At 53.3% G+C, this 18,996-nt stretch carries 14 protein-coding genes, 2 pseudogenes and 1 riboswitch; of the genes and pseudogenes, 4 read left to right on the plus strand and 12 right to left on the minus strand.

The window, feature by feature from the left end:
• Positions 1-16: 16 nt before the first annotated feature.
• The 3 genes and pseudogenes from JCM25143_RS23055 to JCM25143_RS23065 all read right to left on the minus strand — a co-directional run bounded on the left by JCM25143_RS23055 (position 17) and on the right by JCM25143_RS23065 (position 2,435).
• The gene (locus JCM25143_RS23055) at positions 17-766 is read right to left on the minus strand and encodes an outer membrane protein assembly factor BamB family protein (RefSeq protein ID WP_456303590.1); all 750 of its coding nucleotides are present in this window, start codon (positions 764-766) and stop codon (positions 17-19) included.
• Positions 767-861: 95 nt separating this feature from the next.
• Positions 862-1,548 (minus strand): annotated as a pseudogene (locus JCM25143_RS23060) (membrane-bound PQQ-dependent dehydrogenase, glucose/quinate/shikimate family); the annotation flags it as partial.
• Positions 1,452-2,435, minus strand: a complete 984-nt coding sequence (locus JCM25143_RS23065) for a PQQ-binding-like beta-propeller repeat protein (RefSeq protein WP_025859745.1) — start codon at positions 2,433-2,435, stop codon at positions 1,452-1,454. The gene JCM25143_RS23065 and the pseudogene JCM25143_RS23060, both read right to left, overlap by 97 nt.
• Before the next feature lie 841 nt (positions 2,436-3,276).
• On the opposite strand from JCM25143_RS23065, the gene JCM25143_RS01205 reads away from it, so the two are divergent.
• Both JCM25143_RS01205 and JCM25143_RS01210 read left to right on the plus strand, forming a co-directional pair.
• Positions 3,277-6,066, plus strand: coding sequence for a bifunctional aconitate hydratase 2/2-methylisocitrate dehydratase (locus JCM25143_RS01205; RefSeq protein ID WP_025859746.1), 2,790 nt, complete (start codon positions 3,277-3,279; stop codon positions 6,064-6,066).
• Positions 6,067-6,495: 429 nt separating this feature from the next.
• Positions 6,496-6,834 (plus strand): YegP family protein, encoded by a 339-nt coding sequence (locus JCM25143_RS01210; RefSeq protein ID WP_025859747.1) that lies wholly within the window; start codon positions 6,496-6,498, stop codon positions 6,832-6,834.
• Positions 6,835-6,902: 68 nt separating this feature from the next.
• Here JCM25143_RS01210 and JCM25143_RS01215 read toward each other — a convergent pair whose 3' ends face one another.
• The 4 genes from JCM25143_RS01215 to JCM25143_RS01230 all read right to left on the minus strand — a co-directional run bounded on the left by JCM25143_RS01215 (position 6,903) and on the right by JCM25143_RS01230 (position 12,542).
• Positions 6,903-7,715: a mechanosensitive ion channel family protein gene (locus JCM25143_RS01215; RefSeq protein ID WP_035370285.1), complete on the minus strand. Its 813-nt coding sequence runs from the start codon at positions 7,713-7,715 to the stop codon at positions 6,903-6,905.
• A 242-nt stretch (positions 7,716-7,957) separates the two neighbouring features.
• Positions 7,958-8,500, minus strand: coding sequence for a superoxide dismutase[Cu-Zn] (gene sodC, locus JCM25143_RS01220; protein WP_025859749.1), 543 nt, complete (start codon positions 8,498-8,500; stop codon positions 7,958-7,960).
• 478 nt (positions 8,501-8,978) lie between these two features.
• Positions 8,979-10,367 (minus strand): PepSY domain-containing protein, encoded by a 1,389-nt coding sequence (locus JCM25143_RS01225; protein WP_025859750.1) that lies wholly within the window; start codon positions 10,365-10,367, stop codon positions 8,979-8,981.
• Positions 10,368-10,457: 90 nt separating this feature from the next.
• The gene (locus JCM25143_RS01230) at positions 10,458-12,542 is read right to left on the minus strand and encodes a TonB-dependent receptor (protein ID WP_025859751.1); all 2,085 of its coding nucleotides are present in this window, start codon (positions 12,540-12,542) and stop codon (positions 10,458-10,460) included.
• A 256-nt stretch (positions 12,543-12,798) separates the two neighbouring features.
• Positions 12,799-13,006, minus strand: a riboswitch (cobalamin riboswitch).
• A gap of 882 nt (positions 13,007-13,888) precedes the next feature.
• Between JCM25143_RS01230 and JCM25143_RS24560 the strand changes: the two genes are divergently transcribed.
• Positions 13,889-14,173 carry an arginase family protein gene (locus JCM25143_RS24560; RefSeq protein WP_267879897.1) on the plus strand — a complete coding sequence of 95 codons (285 nt, stop codon included), beginning with the start codon at positions 13,889-13,891 and terminating at the stop codon, positions 14,171-14,173.
• Positions 14,173-14,628 (plus strand): arginase family protein, encoded by a 456-nt coding sequence (locus JCM25143_RS15735; protein WP_267879898.1) that lies wholly within the window; start codon positions 14,173-14,175, stop codon positions 14,626-14,628. The genes JCM25143_RS24560 and JCM25143_RS15735 overlap by 1 nt, the downstream gene beginning before the upstream one ends.
• 46 nt (positions 14,629-14,674) lie before the next feature.
• Here JCM25143_RS15735 and JCM25143_RS01240 read toward each other — a convergent pair whose 3' ends face one another.
• The 5 genes and pseudogenes from JCM25143_RS01240 to JCM25143_RS24565 form a co-directional block, all read right to left on the minus strand.
• Complete coding sequence (locus JCM25143_RS01240) at positions 14,675-15,565, minus strand: LysR family transcriptional regulator (RefSeq protein WP_025859752.1); 891 nt, start codon at positions 15,563-15,565, stop codon at positions 14,675-14,677.
• Between the two features lie 40 nt (positions 15,566-15,605).
• Complete coding sequence (locus JCM25143_RS21195) at positions 15,606-15,821, minus strand: hypervirulence associated TUDOR domain-containing protein (protein ID WP_081773426.1); 216 nt, start codon at positions 15,819-15,821, stop codon at positions 15,606-15,608.
• Between the two features lie 62 nt (positions 15,822-15,883).
• Positions 15,884-16,549 carry an HPP family protein gene (locus tag JCM25143_RS01250; RefSeq protein WP_025859754.1) on the minus strand — a complete coding sequence of 222 codons (666 nt, stop codon included), beginning with the start codon at positions 16,547-16,549 and terminating at the stop codon, positions 15,884-15,886.
• Positions 16,550-16,726: 177 nt separating this feature from the next.
• Positions 16,727-17,752 carry an aldo/keto reductase gene (locus tag JCM25143_RS01260; RefSeq protein WP_051542723.1) on the minus strand — a complete coding sequence of 342 codons (1,026 nt, stop codon included), beginning with the start codon at positions 17,750-17,752 and terminating at the stop codon, positions 16,727-16,729.
• A 301-nt stretch (positions 17,753-18,053) separates the two neighbouring features.
• A pseudogene (locus JCM25143_RS24565) lies at positions 18,054-18,796 on the minus strand (GGDEF domain-containing protein).
• Positions 18,797-18,996: the final 200 nt, after the last annotated feature.

The raw sequence follows: 18,996 nt of genomic DNA on the forward strand, positions 1-18,996 counted from the left end.
GCACCCGCCCGTTTATTTATTCTTTGGTGGGCAGATCAAAGGCAATGACGTCATCCGCTACATCAGGCGAGTGGCTGGCGCCGCCGACTGAAATCACGACATATTCCTTGCCTGTTTTAGGCGATTTGTAGACTAGCGGTGCGGCAACAGCACCAGCGGGCAGGGGGGCTTTCCACAGTTCCTTGCCGTTCATACTGTCCAGCGCGCGCAGGTAGTAATCCTGTGTGCCAGCAAAGAACAGCAGCCCGGAAGCCGTGCTTGTCGGGCCACCCAGAGTGGGCATGCCCATCGGCATGGGCAGATGGCTTTTGATGCCCATTGGACCAAGCTGCTCGGCTGTACCCATCGGCACCTGCCAAAGGAGTTTTTTGGTACGCAGGTCGATAGCACTCATGGTGCCAAATGGCGGGGTGTTGCAAGGCACCTGCAAGGGCGATTGCAGGATGTCGATCCGCACACCGGAATAAGGGCCAGCAATCTGCGGGCGGAGCGTGCCCATGAAGCCCGGCACTTCGTCGGTTGAAATCTTGTAATGCTTGGCGTCTTCATGGTTCACCAGCATCATGCGCAGGGGCATACGCATATCATTGACGAACAGGATGTCGTTTGCCTCGTCAATTGATATGCCACCCCAGTTCATACCACCCAGCAGGCTGGGCCACTCGATGTAGGGCTTCTCGCCGGGGGGCGTGAAGGGGCCTTCGTAAACCGAGTTCTTGAACATGATACGGCAGTAGAGCTGGTCAAAGGTGCTAACACCCCACATCGCCTGTTCGGACAGAGGATCAGCCCGATAGTGGGCATACCGACCGAGAACGGCTGTGTTGGGGAAAGATGCTCGCCCTGTGCTGCAGGTGTAGTCGGAACGGCGCGTTCTTCCACCGGTGTTACGAACTCACCATTCCGACGGTCGATAACAAAGATATGGCCGGTCTTGGTGGTCTGGATCAGCGATGGAACCTTCTCACCTTTCTCATTGGTAACGTCATAGAGCACCGGCTGGGACGGCAGATCGAAATCCCATACGTCGTGATGGATGAGCTGACGCACCCATTTGGTTTTACCAGTGGTGGCATCAACCGCGACAACAGCCGCGCCGAACCTGTTTTTCACCTCGTCACGATCACCACCCCAATAGTCGGGTGGGCCATTGCCGGTGGGCAGGTAAACCTGATTCAGAGCCTTGTCATAGGTCGGAATAGCCCAGACATTCGGTGTTTCCAGCGTAAAGGGTGTATTGGCATCAGGCGGGACAGCATTATCGGGATTGCCAACATCCCATGCCCAGACCAGAGCACCGGTGCGCACATCATAGGCCCGCACCACACCCGAGGGCTCACCATGCACGATATCGCGTACCCAGCCGCCAATAACTGCCAGATGCCCCATGACAACCGGCAGCGCTGTCGGGTGGTAGCGCTTGCTGTTTTCTGTCGGCCCCATGTTTTGCATCAGATCAACAAAGCCGTTGTTGCCAAATCCCGGGCAGAGGGCACCAGTATGGGCATCGAGCGCGAACAGGCGAGCATCAACAGTGGAGACCAGAATACGCTGGGCACAGGTTGATCCGCTGCAGCCTGCCGGTCTTCAATCGTCAGGCTCTCATCGGCCATGATGTCATGATAACCGACCCCACGGCAGGAGACATGCTCCTGAGTGTGCGCGTGCGGATCAAAGCGCCAGATTTCTTTGCCGCTATCAGCGTCAATCGCCGCGACAACATTCTCCGGTGTGCACGTATATAATGTTGTGCCGACCTGCATCGGGGTGTTTTCGTCAACCCCGGCTCCCGGCCCCTTGGTGCGACGGCCGGTGTGATACACCCATGCAACCTTCAGGTTCGCAACATTCTGGGGGGTGATCTGGGTATAGGGAACGTAACGTGTGCCGTTTATGTTACGCCCGTAAAACTGCCAGTCATCCGGCTGTGGGGGAACAATGGAGGCCACACGCGGCTTACCCAGCCCAGGCCCCTCAATACCGCCATGGGGCGAGAACATTGCGACGACAGCTACAACGACACCGGCCAGAAGAGCAACGCCGCCACCCGCGCTAGTCCGTCTTGCGGTAGAGGGCATGTCTGGCTGTATCGCAACTGTCAGCAGGCTAAGCATGAGCAGGATTGCAGGCACCATCAGGCGGGGGAGCAGAGGCCAGAAAGCCAGTGCCGGAGCATCATAAAGCGCCCAGCCCACGGTCGCGATAAAGATCAGGAGGGAGAGGGAAAGAGCCCATGCCGCCCTGTTTCTGAGCAAAAAAAGCGTAGCCAGAACCACATAGCCAGCGCCAGCTAGAAAATAGTAAAGCGAACCGCCCAGCCGCATGAGCTGAAAGCCGCCAAAGAGAAGAGCAAGACCAACGGCCAGACTGATTAACGCAAAAGCAATCCGGCACCCGCTGGCAGCCCAAGATCGATGAGTTGATGTGATGTTCATTCCTGTTGTTCCACAATTGGGGATTCCGCGCTTCGAGCGGTGTTTGCATCATGGCGGGCAGTTCTGCGGATGGATGTTCTGCTTGGCGTCCGTTTTAACGCCGAGCGTTTCAGAACTGTCATGCCGGGCCTCATAGGCAGAGTGTTCGTTCCGGCCTGATGGTTCTGTTGAAGGGCGCTTAATTGCGTTCAAATAAGATCATCATCGCCTCCCTGCTGGGAGTGAGAACAATCATAAGCGCTTGAAACATAGCATCAGTCGGAAAGCGAAGTACTGCACAGATCAAAACCAGCGGGGTCGGGGGGTGATGATTCTATCTTGTAATAACATATTGCGATACCCCTGAACTGCTTCGGGGTAATGACACGCCTTGTCGGTCATACACATTAAGGTCAAAGGGGAGCGTGCCAGCGGGCTTAGCCCATCATAGCGGGCTCATACTGTCTCGGGGCCAAAAACTCAGCCAATCCGGGGATTATGGGGCCTGCCCCCTGCTATGTTTCTGGGCTGTCGGGAAGACGGCTTTCCCTTTCATGTTTGAAGCATACAAACCAAGCTCAGTGCCGGAAAATTGAAATGACAAACGCCGTGCCAGCGTGCAGATCAGAAAAGCCCGGTGGGGTATAAATCAGTAACTTGCATATCGCATGATTAATGAGTGTGCAGGTTGCTGTTTTTAGCGGTCAACGCTGGATTAAAAGGGCTGTTTTGCTCAAATGCCGTGTCTTGTCAGTCAACAGATGTTGGCGTAACTGATGGCGGCAAGAGCCTTTAAGTTAACAATAGCCGGTTTGCGTGGCCGCGCTTCAGGTCCATACACCTCAAAGACGTTGGGATTGCGATGAACGCCTATTCAGATTACCTGAGCGAAATCAAGGACAGAGCAAACCAGGGGCTCGCTCCCAAGCCAATCGACGATGGTGCACTCGTTAGTGACATTATTGCATTGATTGAGGACGCAGGGAACGAGCAGCGGGCAGATGCCCTCAAGTTCTTTATTTACAACACATTGCCCGGCACCACGAGTGCAGCAGATGTCAAAGCGGCCTTTCTGAAAAAGATTGTGCTGGGTGAAACGGTTGTCCCGGAAATTACCCCTGCTTTTGCGCTTGAGCTGCTGTCGCACATGAAGGGTGGCCCATCGGTCCGGGTTTTGCTTGATATCGCTCTGGGTAAAGAGAGCCCCATCGCCCGTCAGGCAGGCGAAGTGCTGAAAACTCAGGTTTTCCTGTACGATGCTGATATGTTCCGGCTGCGCGATGCCTTCAAGGCGGGCAATCCCATCGCTGAGGACGTGCTTAAGAGCTATGCCAAGGCTGAATTTTTTACCAAGCTTCCCGATGTTGAAGACGAAATCAAGGTCGTAACCTTTATCGCGGCTGAGGGCGATATTTCGACCGATCTTCTGTCTCCCGGGAATCAGGCGCATTCACGTTCGGATCGCGAACTGCACGGCCAGTGCATGATTTCTCCCGCAGCGCAGCAGGAAATTGTTGCCTTGCAGAAACAGCACCCTGACAAACGGGTGATGATGATTGCCGAGAAAGGCACCATGGGTGTCGGCTCGTCTCGTATGTCCGGTGTGAACAACGTGGCGCTTTGGACCGGCAAGCAGGCCAGCCCCTATGTTCCTTTCGTCAACTTTGCCCCGATTGTTGCTGGCACCAACGGCATTTCGCCCATTTTTGCCACAACTGTTGACGTGACCGGCGGTATCGGGATCAACCTGAAAAACTGGGTCAGAAAAACCGATAAGGACGGCAAGCCTGTTCTGGATAACGATGGCAATCCCATCTTGGAACAGAAATACTCTGTTGCCACTGGCACTGTTTTAACAATTGATGTGAAAAATAAGCAGCTGCGTGATGAAGCCGGGAAAGAACTGGTCGATATTGCCGCTGCATTCACACCCCAGAAACTGGAGTTCATGAAAGCCGGTAGCTCTTACGCTATTGTTTTCGGCAAGAAACTCCAGACATTTGCCGCGCAAACGCTGGGTGTCGAACCGGTTACGGTTTTTGCCTCCAATAAAGAAATTGCGATCGAAGGGCAGGGGCTGACCGCGGTTGAAAAAATCTTCAACCGTAATGCAGTTGGCGTTACTCCGGGCAAGATCCTGCATGCAGGTTCTGATGTTCGGGTGAAGGTGAATATCGTCGGCTCACAAGATACCACCGGCCTGATGACCGCGCAGGAACTTGAGGCAATGGCGGCTACCGTCATTTCCCCTCTGGTCGATGGCGCGTATCAGTCTGGCTGTCACACAGCCTCCGTCTGGGACAAAAAAGCTCAGGCGAATATCCCCAAGCTCATGAAGTTCATGAACGATTTTGGCCTCATCACGGCGCGTGATCCCAAAGGGGTCTATCACGCGATGACCGACGTCATTCATAAAGTGCTGAATGACATCACTGTCGATGACTGGGCTATCATTATCGGTGGTGACAGTCATACCCGTATGTCCAAAGGGGTGGCTTTCGGTGCTGACTCAGGCACGGTCGCTCTGGCGCTGGCTACGGGTGAAGCAACCATGCCAATTCCACAGTCTGTGAAAGTGACCTTCAAGGGCACGATGCAGCCGCACATGGACTTCCGTGATGTTGTGCACGCGACCCAGGCGCAGATGCTCAAACAATGTGGCGATAACGTCTTTCAGGGCCGCATTATTGAAGTTCATATTGGCACGCTGCTTGCCGATCAGGCCTTTACGTTCACGGACTGGACAGCGGAGATGAAGGCCAAGGCCTCCATCTGTATCTCGCAGGATGAGACGCTGATAGAGTCACTGGAAATCGCCAAGTCGCGCATTCAGATCATGATCGACAAGGGCATGGAAAATGCCGCTGGCACGCTGAAGGGGCTGATCGCCAAAGCGGATAAGCGCATTGCCGAGATCCGTTCGGGCGAAAAGCCGGCCCTTGCTCCTGACGTCAATGCAAAATATTTTGCCGAAGTCGTGGTTGATCTTGACGTCATCAATGAGCCGATGATTGCAGACCCCGATGTGAATAATCCGGATGTGTCCAAACGCTACACCCACGACACCATCCGCCCGATTTCGTACTATGACGGCACCAAGAAAGTTGACCTTGGTTTTGTGGGTTCGTGCATGGTGCATAAAGGCGATATGAAAATCGTCGCGCAGATGCTCAAAAATCTGGAAAAAGCACGAGGCAAGGTAGAGTTCAAGGCACCACTGGTTGTTGCAGCACCAACCTACAACATCATTGATGAACTCAAAGCCGAGGGCGATTGGGAAATTCTCGAACGCTATTCCGGTTTTGAATTCAGCGACCTGTTGCCCAAGGCCAATGCACGGACTGAATACGAAAACGTCCTTTATCTGGAACGTCCGGGCTGCAACCTGTGCATGGGCAATCAGGAAAAGGCAGAGAAGGGAGACACCGTTCTCGCTACTTCCACCCGCCTGTTCCAGGGGCGCGTTGTAGAAGACTCCAGCGATAAAAAGGGTGAGTCCCTTCTGGCCTCTACCCCGGTCGTGGTGTTGTCGGCCATTCTTGGCCGTATGCCCAGCACTGAAGAATATATGGCCGCCGTCGAAGGTATTGATCTGACCAAATTCGCTCCGCCGAAAGTTGCTCCGATTGATGCCCAGTCCGTGCATTACTAAGCTGATTTCTTGCCAGATAGGTTTTTCTTATCTGGCAGGTCTGCTTTCTGTGTAAAACGCGAAAAAACACCCTTTTAAAGCCTGATTAAATGCTTTTGGGGGCGTGACGTTTCTGACTGATACTCTGCCACTCTTGCCCTCGGGCAGAGTGGCATTTTTTATGTTATGCCTGCATAGGGCATCCGCTATGTGGACTCTCTGGTGCATTTTTGCAGTGCAGCGACTGCTGATATGCCGATAGCCGCAAGCGTATCATATTTTGCACTATATATTTAAAAGCGGTACAACGACCCGTGGCAGATTGTTTTTCTTGTATTCACAATTATCCTTGATAATGCGGGCTATGCTTCTGAATAGAGCATAAAAGGGAACGAATACCCTGTGTTGAATGTTCTGTAATTTTCTCACCACTATGGAAGGAAAATAGGAATGGCTGCTCACTTCGAAATATACAAGGACAAGGCCGGAGAATACCGTTTCCATCTGAAAGCGGCCAATGGCGAGATCATTCTTGTCAGTGAGGGGTACAAACAGCACGCCAGCGCTGTTCATGGCATAGAGTCAGTGAGGAAGAATGCTGTTGATGACAAACGCTACGAGCGCAAGGTGTCAGCATCCGGTAAGCCGTATTTCAACCTGAAAGCTGCGAATGGCGAGGTGATCGGCACAAGCCAGCTCTATGCCAGCGACCAGACATGCGAACACGGTATTGAAGCGGTTAAAAAAACAGCACCAGAGGCGTCTGTTCACGATCTGAGTGCCGGATAGTCGTAAGAAGCCAGAGGTAAACACAGCCAAGGCGCCTGTTTGTAAGGCACCTTGGCTGTGTTTGATGGTTATGCGGCTGCGCGAGTGCTTACGCCCAGACGGAAACCCTCCTGCTTAAGCGCCTTAATGGCGGCTTCGGCATATTTCCCAGTCAGGGACGTGACGTTCCCGGGGGCGCACCAGAAGCTGAGAGAAACCTGAATATTGGCCGATTGCGGCAGAAACGAAACGCTGGGGGCCGGATTATTCAGCACAAGCGGTTCGTTCTGGAGTAGTGCTAGAAGCAGCGTCCGGGCCTTGTCCGTATCGTCCTTATAATCAATTAGCAGGCTGACCGAAGCAAGGCGCTTGTCTTCCTGTGACGTGTTGACGACGATATTGTTGGAAAGGTTTCCGTTAGGCACATAAATAATTTCATTGGTGGAGCCCCGCAGCACGGTGCGAAACATTTCAATTGATTCCACTGTGCCGGTGCTTCCGCCCGAAGTAATGGAATCGCCCACCTTGAAGGGGCGGAAGAGCAGAATCAGAACGCCACCGGCAAAGTTGGCGAGGCTACCCTGCAATGCCATGCCCACAGCCAGACCTGCGGCACCCAATACAGCCACGAATGAAGTGGTGGCAATACCGACCATCGAGGCCACACTGATCAGCAGCAGTGCCTTGAGGAAAAGCCCGACAACGCTGAGCAGAAAGCCTCTGAGTGTTGGTTCGATATGGCTTGCCGCCATCATCTGGCCAAGGCCACGATTGACCATGTTAATGATGGCCCAGCCCGCCAGCAGCACGATAATGGCCAGCACAAGCTGACTTGCATAGCTCATAATGGCTGGTACCCAGCCGTTAAACTGCGCCCAGAGTGAATTAACCTGATGTTCCATGGATATCCCTGAAAGTTAATGAGGCAATGACCTCACCTAATATAGAGCAAAATCTGTGGTATTTCTCGGGCATGCTTCTTGCCGGATGCAGGAAGTGATACCAGCCCTGTAGCGCTTCGAGCGGGAAGCCCGCGTTATCTACCCTGAAGCGCGGCAATTTCTACGGCTGCCACATCTTTCGCTGGCCTCAGCCTGAAGGCGGATGAGGCCAGTTTTATAAGGATGAAAGCCGCCATCAGCCTTTATTTGGCCAGAACCGCGCAGGCAACGCGATCCCCAGCGCCGCCAATAGGCTGGGTCTGGTAGTCATCGGGTTTGGCGTGGATCACGAGGGACGAGCCATCTGCATCCAGCAGGGCAGGGCGCCCCCCAGTGCCGCTGACGGAAACGAGGGGAGAATACAGTTCTACCGTCACGCTACCATCTGTTGCGACATAGAGGTTCGGCAGGTCGCCTGAATCGTTGGCATCGGCGTTCAGCAGACCATGCACTGGCTTGGTTACGCCATGTGGGTGGATATGCCCGCCAGCACTTTTAAAGCTAGGAGGCGTGCAATCGCCCTTTTCATGAAAATGAACGCCATGCCAGCCAGGTGTAAGGCCGGTTGCGGCAATGCGCAGGATAACACCTTTGGGTGCCTCGGTAATTTCTACCGTGCCATGCGGTGCACCGTCGCTGCCCTTGATGTCACCCGTGAGCTTATCTGCCGCCATGGCAGATACTGGAAAAGCGAACAGCCCAAGGCTGAGGACGGCGAACCGGTTTTTCCACGAATTCCTTATCATTTTCATCTCTTTCAATTCTGCGTGGGATAGTGGAGAGGCCATGCCCCGTGTTCTTTCAAATGCGACCCTGTTGCACATGTTACCTGCGGGCTTAACATTTTCCAGACCCTGATGTTCCTCAATCAAGGAATATTGTGTGGAGCCTCTCTCACAAGAGTTCAGGCGACCCGGCATGGCGGCTTGCGGAAGCCGTTAAAATCAGTCGTTCAGGCTATCTATCTGTGCCTCTAGGGATGGGAAGTTGGAGCAGAAAGGAGCATTTCGGTATTTTTTGACTTTGGAACAATCGTAATACTGATAACCGGCTTATTTTTGTGGATCGGCAAACGTCAGACTGCGACTGAAACAAGGCTACCGGCTTTAGGATACGCACTGGAGGAGGATAAGGCTCCAGCAGCGGAACAGGGCTGAAGCAGAAAGCGGGCTGCTCAGGATGAACGCGTCTTGCGCCAGAGCAGGATAAAGCGTCGAACTCCGATCACCATCCTGCTAGATACAGAACAAACACGCCGCTCAGGAGCGGAAACACCACCCATAACCGGGCAAAGGCTGTTCTGAGCCACGGCAGAAAATTGATGTCGTGTGGGCCGTATACGAACCAGCGTGAATATCTGGCGGGAGTATCGAAAGCCGCCTGTACTGCGCCTGTCTGGGCATCCACATAAAAAAGCACGCCATTATCCGCAGTAAGACGAATGACAGGAAAAGAGCGCGGATGCGTTGAACGGTTGAAATAATATGAATCAGGCGCGGTAAGTAGACGGGCAGATTGGCCTAGTGTGCTAATTTCCAGTGGTGTGGGGGTTAGATTGTCATCCAGACGTTCACGGTGCCCCTTGCCATCAGTAACAGCCAGAAATATGCGCCCATCCAGAAACACACCGCGTATATCTATCCAGCCCGTTGTTCTATAAACCGCAATGCGCTCCAGAAGAAGCTGGAGTTCAGAACCACTAATGCTGCCCGTAACATGCACGGGATCCAGCCTGTCCTTATTGCTTGCAAACAGGCCTGCGGGGGTCATGGTCAGAAAGCCTGTCGTAATCCACGATAATGCGAGGATACCAAACAGCATGCCGAAAAAATGGTGCACCAGATGCCAGCGCTGATAAGCGGAAAACGGCCAGCGGCGTCGCAGGCACAGACAACCGATAAACAGGCCGGTTACTGTTAAAAAAATGCTAGCACCCGATAAAACAATGACCACTGTTTTCCAGATCGGTGGGTGACGCCGCAGAACAGCCGGGTAAAGCCAGTGAGGAATAGCCCCCACCCAGGCCCACGCACGCGATACTTTGTCGGTTGCCTGTACAACATCACCTGTTATGGGCGAGACATACACGACCAGCCGCGCAGGGCCGGGAAAGCGGAAGCGTTCAAAACCCTGCTGGTGGGCTGGGGTATCCAGAACCCATTGGTCATCCGTTGTTATGCCTTCAGACACAGGAACGTTTTGCACGCCCAATAGGGCGGCATAGGCCCGTGCGCTGGCGCTGGCTTCCTGAAAAGGAATGCTGCCTGTCTGCCCCGTTCGCAGATCGACAGCGAATGGTGTGCCTGTCACTGGAAACAGTGTGAGCACCGGTTCGGCTCCCACCATGCCTAGTCGAAAGGACTGGAACCGTGAACCCGGTTCCATGAGTGATGGAACCATGGGCAAGGAGGGGGACAGCAGCAGAGGCGCATGCCCCACCAGTTCAGTGCCCGCAATCGGGGTTGGCCATGGCCGCCATAACATCACTATGCCTGACAGGCACCAAGAGAGCATCAACACCCCCATGATCAGACCAAGCCAGCGGTGGGCCAGATATAGGGTTCGCAGGCATTTTTTGCGCATGGAGATCGGGCGGAGGGAAAGCGTGGTCATAACCTGTTTTCCCCTAGGGAATCAGCGCCTTTGCTGCATCTAAAGCATGCAGCAAAGGCTGTCATCATATCCGGTTCAGGGTAATTGTGGTTAGAAACCAGCCTGAACACTGATAGAGAAAGAACGCGGCGCGCCCAGCAACACCTGATTGGAGTAGCTCGTATCCGCCCACTGGATAAAGTATTTATTGCCAATATTATCTATGCGCCCGTACATGGTTACCCCTTTATAAGCATGCCATGCGGCAAAGACATTAACGGTCGCATATTGCTTGAGTGTAAGCGTATTGGCGTAATCCCCCTTGCGGGCAGAGACATAGCGAACACCCGCGCCAAGGTCGAGCGGAAGATCCTGCACCCGCGACCAGACTGCCCAAGCATTGGCCGTAACCGCAGGCACATTAGGCACCTCGTTGCCAGAGGCATCAACCGAAGCACTGGGATGAAATGAGCCATAGCGGGAATAGGTGTAGGCTACATTACCCGAAAAGCTCCAGTGCCGGTTGAGAGCAAGATCGCCCTGCCATTCCAGCCCGCGCGATGTCTGCACACCTGCAGTAGCTACGGTATCAAGGCCCGTAGCAACCAGCATACGGGTGCGCCGGATATCGTACAGCGCCAGTGTGGTCGTTATGCGTCCTCCCCATGCACTGGCCTTGATGCCGATTTCGCCCTGACGCGAATGGCTCAGCCGTGTGAATTGGCCACTATTGACCAGAAAAATATTGGAGCCCGGGGGGTCTTCTCCTGTCGTATAGATGCCATACACGCTGATGTTTTTTGTAATGTCAAAAACCGGACCAATGCGGAAATTGTTGGGGTTGTAATTTCCCTTAAAACTTGTTGAGGCGTTGTAACTACCGTTCTGGTTATAGTTCTGCCGGTCAAGCGATAGCCAGTCGTAACGGAATCCACCGACCAAACGCAGGTTGTCGCGAATACTTAGCACATCTTCAAGAAACAACCCGGCCTGCACCATCGTGGTCGGGGATTTTCTATAGGGGTATTCTCCTGCAAAATTTCCCAAAGCGGTTTGTTCGGGGTTGGCGAGAGAAACACTGTCCGCGTAATCCGCATCAGGAAAGCCCCGATTGCGGATAAAGCGCAGGTAATAGGCATCTCCTCCGAGCGTAAAGCGGTTTTTCATGCCAAAAATCGTGGAATCAAAACGGGCATACAGGCTATCTCCAACCTGATGCTGGCTTTGGAACACGTAAAACCTGTCTCGTGCGATCCGCCCAGGTGCAATGGCGTTGCCGTTTGCATCCACACTGCCAGAAGCATTGATATAGCTTAGGCTCTCGGCATTGTTCCAAAGCCGTTTGGAATAGATAAAGTAACTGCTGTTGTGCATGAGAAGGGAAGGCGTAACCTGCCATTGCAGGTGGAGTGTTGGCGTGGCATTGACCGAACTGGCCTGAGCATTGCGCACGTTATAATACTGCCACATGGAAGACTTGGTAATGCCCAGCCCCTTTGTGGAGCTTAACAGACCGCCTACGCCCCCCCCTGTCTGGGAAAGATCAACCAGTGGCGTGCCATAATAGGTGGACAAGCGATCAGTCAGATAGTCCATGCTCAGGCGGGCGCTGAATTTTTCACTCGGCTTCCACAAAATGGTGGTGGTAAAGTCGTTCGAGTGAGGGTCTGCTCCTTTGACATAACCATCGGACGATGTGCGGCTGAAATCGGTGCGAATAGCCAGTGTTTTCGTAATGGGGATGGAACCTCCTATCCCGGCATTCCATGTGTTGAAACTGCCATAGGAAACCAGCGCATTGGCGTGGGCCGCATCAAAGGCCGGGTCACGTGTGCGCATATCTTCCGTACCACCCACGGCCCCCTGACCATAAAGAACGGAAGACGGTCCTTTTAAAATCTGAACGCTTTCCAGATTAAAACTGTTCTGGGGACGGTTCACCATCGTAGTTGGGCCAAAATAGATCCCATCGCGCAGAACCAGAATCTGGTTGCCGGTGAAGCCGCGCATCATCAACTGGCTCGGGTTTCCGGGCGACCCGCCCGAGGTCACGCCGGGGGCGCTATCGGCAGCATCTTCCGCCTGTGCATAGCCACGCTGCATCATCAGATCATGAGAGATGACATTGATTGTGGCCGGTGAATGCTGGATAGACAGGCCCAGTTTACCCCCAATGGCGGGCACCATCTTGAGCATGGGCGTTTTGCCGTAAGTCGTGACTTCTTCGGGCTCTCCCCGCCACAAGGTCGTATTTTTTTTATGGACCGAGGGCTTTGCCTTTTTTTCCTGTGCGGACGCGGCGCAGACAGGCGAAAAAGAACTGGCGCCAATAAGAATCAGCCAAGGACAGAAGATACGGCACGCACGGCTGGTTGCTCCGACAGAACGTCACCACGATGGAAACGATGGAGCATCGTCTCGCCCCCGACACACCCCGTTCGGCAGCTTCGTCCGTGACTTGCACGCCATGGCAGGTCTCCTGGCTTGCCGGTCTTCAGCATGCCGGAGCCTTCCCGTGCTCTTTGCAGAGACAGCAGTGGCGCATGTTCCGGCAGCCTCACGGCTTACAGTTGCGGGGGCAGCACCGGCCTGTAACCGGTTTCCCTCTTAGCTTCCTGTATGACTTGCATACAAAAAGAACCATGACAGGCGTCATGCTAAACAGGAAAAGATCGAACCCTGTCAATAGAAATATTGTGTAAATACGTTTTGCAACATCTGTTATCCCGATAACCGGGAAAACCTGCTTCGCGATACCTTTTCTACCCGACCAGACCGGATAGAGCGCGAAACGTATCGCATGTTCTGTCGCCAGCCAGTGTTGCAAGGCTGCAACGGACAACCATGACCAGCACGATATCGATCGTCTTGATCTGCTTTTGCTGCCAAGATGGAATCTCTTAGGGTTGAAGGCACTGGGGGTAAATATCCCGCCTCTCCTCTGCCACGGGTAAGTCATTAGGATTGCACCGCCAAGTTGCTGGGGCACACTCCATTTTGCATACGCAGGAGATGATCAATCTGATGCAAAAGGCGGAGGAGCGCATTCCAGCCGAAAGGTTCTGGGGGAACCCGGATGGCCAAAACATTTATATAAGCTGTCTGTCCTGCTGTTATCGGGCACGGTCTTTTCTATTGCCGAGCATTCAAGAAAGAGCCGTTTGCATTCTCTAGAATAAGAATGTGTGCGATACTATAGGTTATTCAGTAAAGATGATTGTGAAATATTTTCATTAATATATATCTTTCAATTGCCATTCACTCATGAAATATTATCAGAACAAAGGCGCTGGAATGCGAATGATGACAGTAAGCCTTATCATGTTCAGGACATTGCGCTCCGGTTTTTTCAACTGCGGTGTCTTCCTGAAAAGATAGTCAAACATTCTTTATTATTTTGAGAGATATTCCGTGTCGAAGCAGGACAGCAGCACACTTCGCCTTGTTTTTCCGCAATGGCAGGGTGGTGATAATCCGCCTTATTATCTTGGAGCCAGACTGCTGGCATGGCTGGCTCCTCCCGCTAAGGGCCTATTGAAGAAGTGCCAGTCGATGTTCCAACGGATACACCGCTGCCGCTGGAAAATGACATGTGTGGCCGGAGTGTTCTTGTAAAACAGATCCATAATGCCCAGCACATAATAGAACGGCATAATCCCGCATCCATTGCCGTTCTGGGTGGGGACTGCCTTGTGTCTTTGGTTCCGTTCGCATGGTTGGCCGAAAAATACGGCGAAAAGCTCGGCATCCTCTGGATCGACACACATCCGGATGTGCAGACACCGACGCAGTATAAAAATGCGCATGCTCATGTGCTGGGTGCCTGATGGGCCATGGCGATCAAGACCTGACCAGTGCTGTAAAAAAGCCAATAGCCGCAAAAAATATCATGATTGCGGGTATTCACGATCCATTACCCTATGAGGCCGAGTTTATTGCAGAACACGGGATATACACCTGTTCACCGCAACAGGTTCGTGATGGTGCTCAACCCGTTATGCAATGGCTCAATCAGAGTGGGATAGACGTGCTGGCCATTCATCTCGATCTGGATGTTCTTGATCCTCATAATTTTCGTTCGGTATTGTTTGCAAAGCCTGGCCGAGGCAAGCATGATTTTGGAGATGTCGCCGAAGGAAAACTGAATATTCCTGATGTCCTTAAACTTGTTAAGGAAGTCATGACGGAAAAGCAGGTTGTCGGCATGACAATTGCTGAACATCTACCATGGGACGCGCTGAATCTTCAGGAAATGATGAAACAGCTTCCGTTGCTCGGCTAACCCCACTGGCCTACCCATGAAGGCTCACGTATGAACCTTCATGGAGCTATTTCATTTTCATGTCTTCAATGAAAAGGGATAGGGGCATGGCATGTTGTGCATGCCGTGGATAAAAAAGATGAAAACCCACATGGGTCAGGGAGAATTTTTCCAGTACAGGAATGAGTTCTCCTGTCTGAATATAGGGTTGAGCAACAATTTTTGGGATATAGGCAAGGCCTATGCCATCAAGACAGGCATCACGCGTGGCAAAAACCGTGTTGCATATAAATTGTCCAGTCGGCTGAAATTTAAAGTTTTTCCCATTTTGCCTGAAGCGCCAGCTATAAATTTTTCCATGCGTCGGCAGCCGAACGCCAATACAGTTGTGCTCGGCAAGGGCGCTCGGTTTTTTTGGCAAAGCGTGCGTTTTAAAATAGGCAGGGGAACCGATAACGGTAAATTCTATATCAGGTGATATGGGAACAGACACCATCCCATGTGTTACCATTTCTCCAAGCCTTACGCCCGCATCGAAGGATTCATCGACAATATCGACCAGTCGCAGGTCGGTAGAGACTTCGATAGTGATCTCAGGGTATTTTTTCAGAAATTCAGCAATCCGTGGCCGCAGAAAAAACGACAAGGATTCTTCTGTGACAGTCAGGCGTAACGTGCCTCTGGGGGATTTTCGGAACTCATCTAGGCTGGATAGCCTGTTCTCGATTTCATCGAACAGGGGACGAATGGTTTGTAAAAGATATTCCCCCGCACTGGTCGGAACAACACGCCGGGTTGTTCTGGTCAGGAGTGTCACGCCAAGCCGTTCTTCCAGCAACCGCATTGTATGGCTGAGGGCTGATGGCGTAACACCTCTCCGGGCTGCGGCGCGTGTAAAGCTCCTTTCCTGTGCAACAGCAAGAAAGGAAAGGAGTTCGTTGAAATTCTCGCGCGACATTCTGGAGGATACCCAGCTTTCGAATGTGTAAAAAGAGGGATTATGGAAGTTTGGTCAGGGTTGAGCCTTTATGAAAGGCAATATGACTGGTTTTCAGGCTTTCTATTTCATACTGCGGAGTTTGTGGTGTTGCATGATGCTGATACCCATTCACCAGAAATGGCGCAGTGTGTATTTTTCTGATCCGTCCACTCACGCGACCGACTTCAGAGTTCCACGCAACGATATCCCCGATCCCGAAAATCTGTGATGACATGGTTAATCCCGTTTGTGCCCGAAAGGAAAAATCACTGTGCAGGATGGGCTAAGCGCGTATTATTAGCTCTTGGTCATGGGTTTGCCTGCGGGCGTTGCCAGCCTTGCCATCGCAGCCTGTTCGGCAAGGTTGATGAGCATTTCGAGATCACGCTCCTCGACATCCAGAGTGTCGGGCATTTGCCGGAAGGCGGTGTGAATATCGTCGCGCGTGAAATGGCCTTTGAGCGCCACAGGCAGGCTTAAAGGGCCCGGCACATGCGGATAACGGTGCCCCGTTGCACGGTGATAAAGGATGGCCACACCCGTGAGCGCAATAGAATTAAGCGCAACGGGAAGGAAAGGAAAAACAAGGCCCATCGCCAGACCATGGGTTGCAGGATGCAGCAATGTTGCCGTCAGTGCTGAAGCGCCCCCCGGGGGATGCAGCGAGCGGGTTATGGACATGGCCATAATGGCAAGGCACACAGACAGGCCGCAGGCAAAGGGGAGGGGCACAGCGGGAATAAGCGAAACGCCGACACCAACCATGGCGGAAAGCGTATTGCCCAGAATGATAGCTCTTGGGGTTGCAAGCGGGCTGGCGGGAACGGCAAACGCCAGCACGGCCGATGCTCCCATGGGAGCGACAATAGCAATCCCATCGAAATCCGAAACTGTCGCGCCGAGAAGATAGGCAATGGCGATGCCAAATAACGCGCCGATAGCCGCACGGAGAGACAACGTCATCAGCAGGAACCCTTTTGTGGCATGTCGGGTTTCTGTATCATGAAAGCGCTACGCGAAGCGATGCTGTTTCCGTGGGCGATAAAAGGGAGCCCCCCCTTTCTCAAGCTGTGGCGAAAGATGCCAGAAGAGGTGAGGGGGCTCTGGTCTGTAGGTCATGGCGGATATGTGTAAATGGCGTCATGTAGCGTGGCAGGCACCATTTGCACACACGCTACATTCTTTAACGGTTGGGCGGTGCATGAATTCAGGACCGACTGGATCGGGGATGGTGTTTTTTAGAATCCGGTCGATTTCAGCCCGGTCCTCATCAGACAGATGCCAGCCGAACACGTCAGAAACCCCTTCGATCTGTGCGGGTTTTCTTGCCCCCCATAGTGCGACGAACGGCCCCTGATCAAGAACCCAGCGAATAGCCAGTACCATAACCGATTTACCGTTCTTTTCGGCCAGCGAGCGGAGTTGCGCTACGGCCTCCAGGTAATGCTGGAAGCGAGGGGGCTGGAATTTCGGATCAGCACTGCGCAGGTCGGTAGAAGGGAAGGTTGTCTGAGGCGTCATTTTACCCGCAAGCAACCCCCGGCAAAGCGGGCCATACCCAAGCCCAACCAGACCATGCTTGACCATATAGGGCAGGATATCCTGTTCGATGCTGCGTTCGAACAGGTTGTATGGAGGCTGCACAACGGCAAGCGGTGCATGCTGGCGGAAAACTTCCATCTGCGCCACGGAGTAGTTTGATACGCCCAGCGCCTTGACCTTACCTTCCTTGACCAGTTCGCTCAGTGTGGCGGCTGTCTCGGCAATAGGGGTAGCATCATCCGGCCAATGCACCTGATAGATGTCAATGTAATCCGTTTTTAGCCGGAGCAGGGATTCTTCAATTTCCTGCCGGATACGCGCTGGCCGGCTGTCACGAAACGGCTTGTCATCTTTCCAGTTAAGACCAACCTTGGTGGCAATTAGAACCTTGTCGCGCCGCCCTTCCAGTGCTCTGCCAATGACTTCTTCTGAATGGCCGAAACCGTAAACAGGAGCGGTATCGATAAGGTTGATGCCCTCATCAAGCGCTCGGTGAATGGTACGCACCGCGTTATCGTCATCCGGTCCGCCCCACATCCAGCCGCCAATCGCCCAGGTGCCGAGCGCCACGCGTGATGCAGGCAGATCCAGCCCCGGAATGGTGATGGTGTTCTGTGAGATCATGGGAGTCTCCTTACGCAGTTCAGATCGTGCGTTCTTCGGTAAAACTGGCAATCACACCCCGGTGGGGCGGTGCCGCGTTCTGGCTGCCAGCAACTCAACTCCATTGTGAGGAGAGGTAAGGCCGCGTGCTGATCAGCACCAGAACGGTTCACGCATCATGGCGTGTAGGGGCAGTATAAAGTCAGACCAGACATTGGCAACACTTTGCCAAGCATTTACCCGGCTCAACCTTGCGACATAGCAGACATCAAGACGGTATCAAAGCAGCCCAAGACCTACCATGCATAAGGGTATGATGAGGCTATACCGCCCCATCAGCAATGTCCTGTTCCGCCAAGCGCACGCAATTGCGGCCAGCCTGTTTGGCAGCATAAAGAGCGACATCGGCCTTGGCCATGAACTGCCGCCATGTGAGGTTTTTATTGGCGGCTACGCCGAAGCTGGAGGTTACGGATATTTTTTCACCCGTGGCGGCAAGCATGAAAATATCCTCCACCCCTTTGCGTAACCGATGTGCAAGGGCTGTCGCCGTTTCCTGATCCTGTGCTCGTATCAGAACGGCAAACTCTTCCCCACCGATGCGCCCGACCAGATCATCAGAGCGGACATGTGCCATCAGGCATTTGCGACCATGATAAGCACCTGATCACCCGTGGCATGGCCATATCGGTCGTTGATCGATTTGAAATGGTCGATATCAAGAAGGATAAGAAAGGCATTGCGGTCTGCCCCGGTGGTTTCCAGCCAGGGTTCACCGAGCATCTGAAAGGCCCGCCTGTTGAGGAGGCCGGTCAGTTCGTCTGTTTCGGCCTGATGCCTCAAACGCTGGGTGTCCGCATCCCACTCCCGCAATTTGAGGTCGAGAAGTGCCACGGCCTCGAACAAGGGGTTTAATTCGGGGCTTCCATGATGTGTGAGCGGGAACTGCACCGGTTCGCGGTGGGCCAGATTAACCACCGCCTCACTGGCAACCAGTAGAGGCTGCAGCACCCGTTGATGCACGAGCAGTACCCCGCCCGCAATCAGGCTAATGACACAAAGCATGATGGTGCCCACCACCCATGCCAGCCCCCATGCCTGCTGCTCTTTCTGCTTATAATCAGCCAGAAGGGAGTCGAGATAGGCTGTGCGCCAGACCTCCAGCGGCTTGAGTGCTTGAACATAGCGGTCGGAAAAGGCAGCAGCCGAGATTGAATAAGCGCTGCCATGCGTGCCCTCGGCCACAAAACGGGCGACCAGAAGTT

Source organism: Acetobacter papayae JCM 25143 (genome assembly GCF_000613285.1).
Lineage (GTDB): Bacteria > Pseudomonadota > Alphaproteobacteria > Acetobacterales > Acetobacteraceae > Acetobacter > Acetobacter papayae.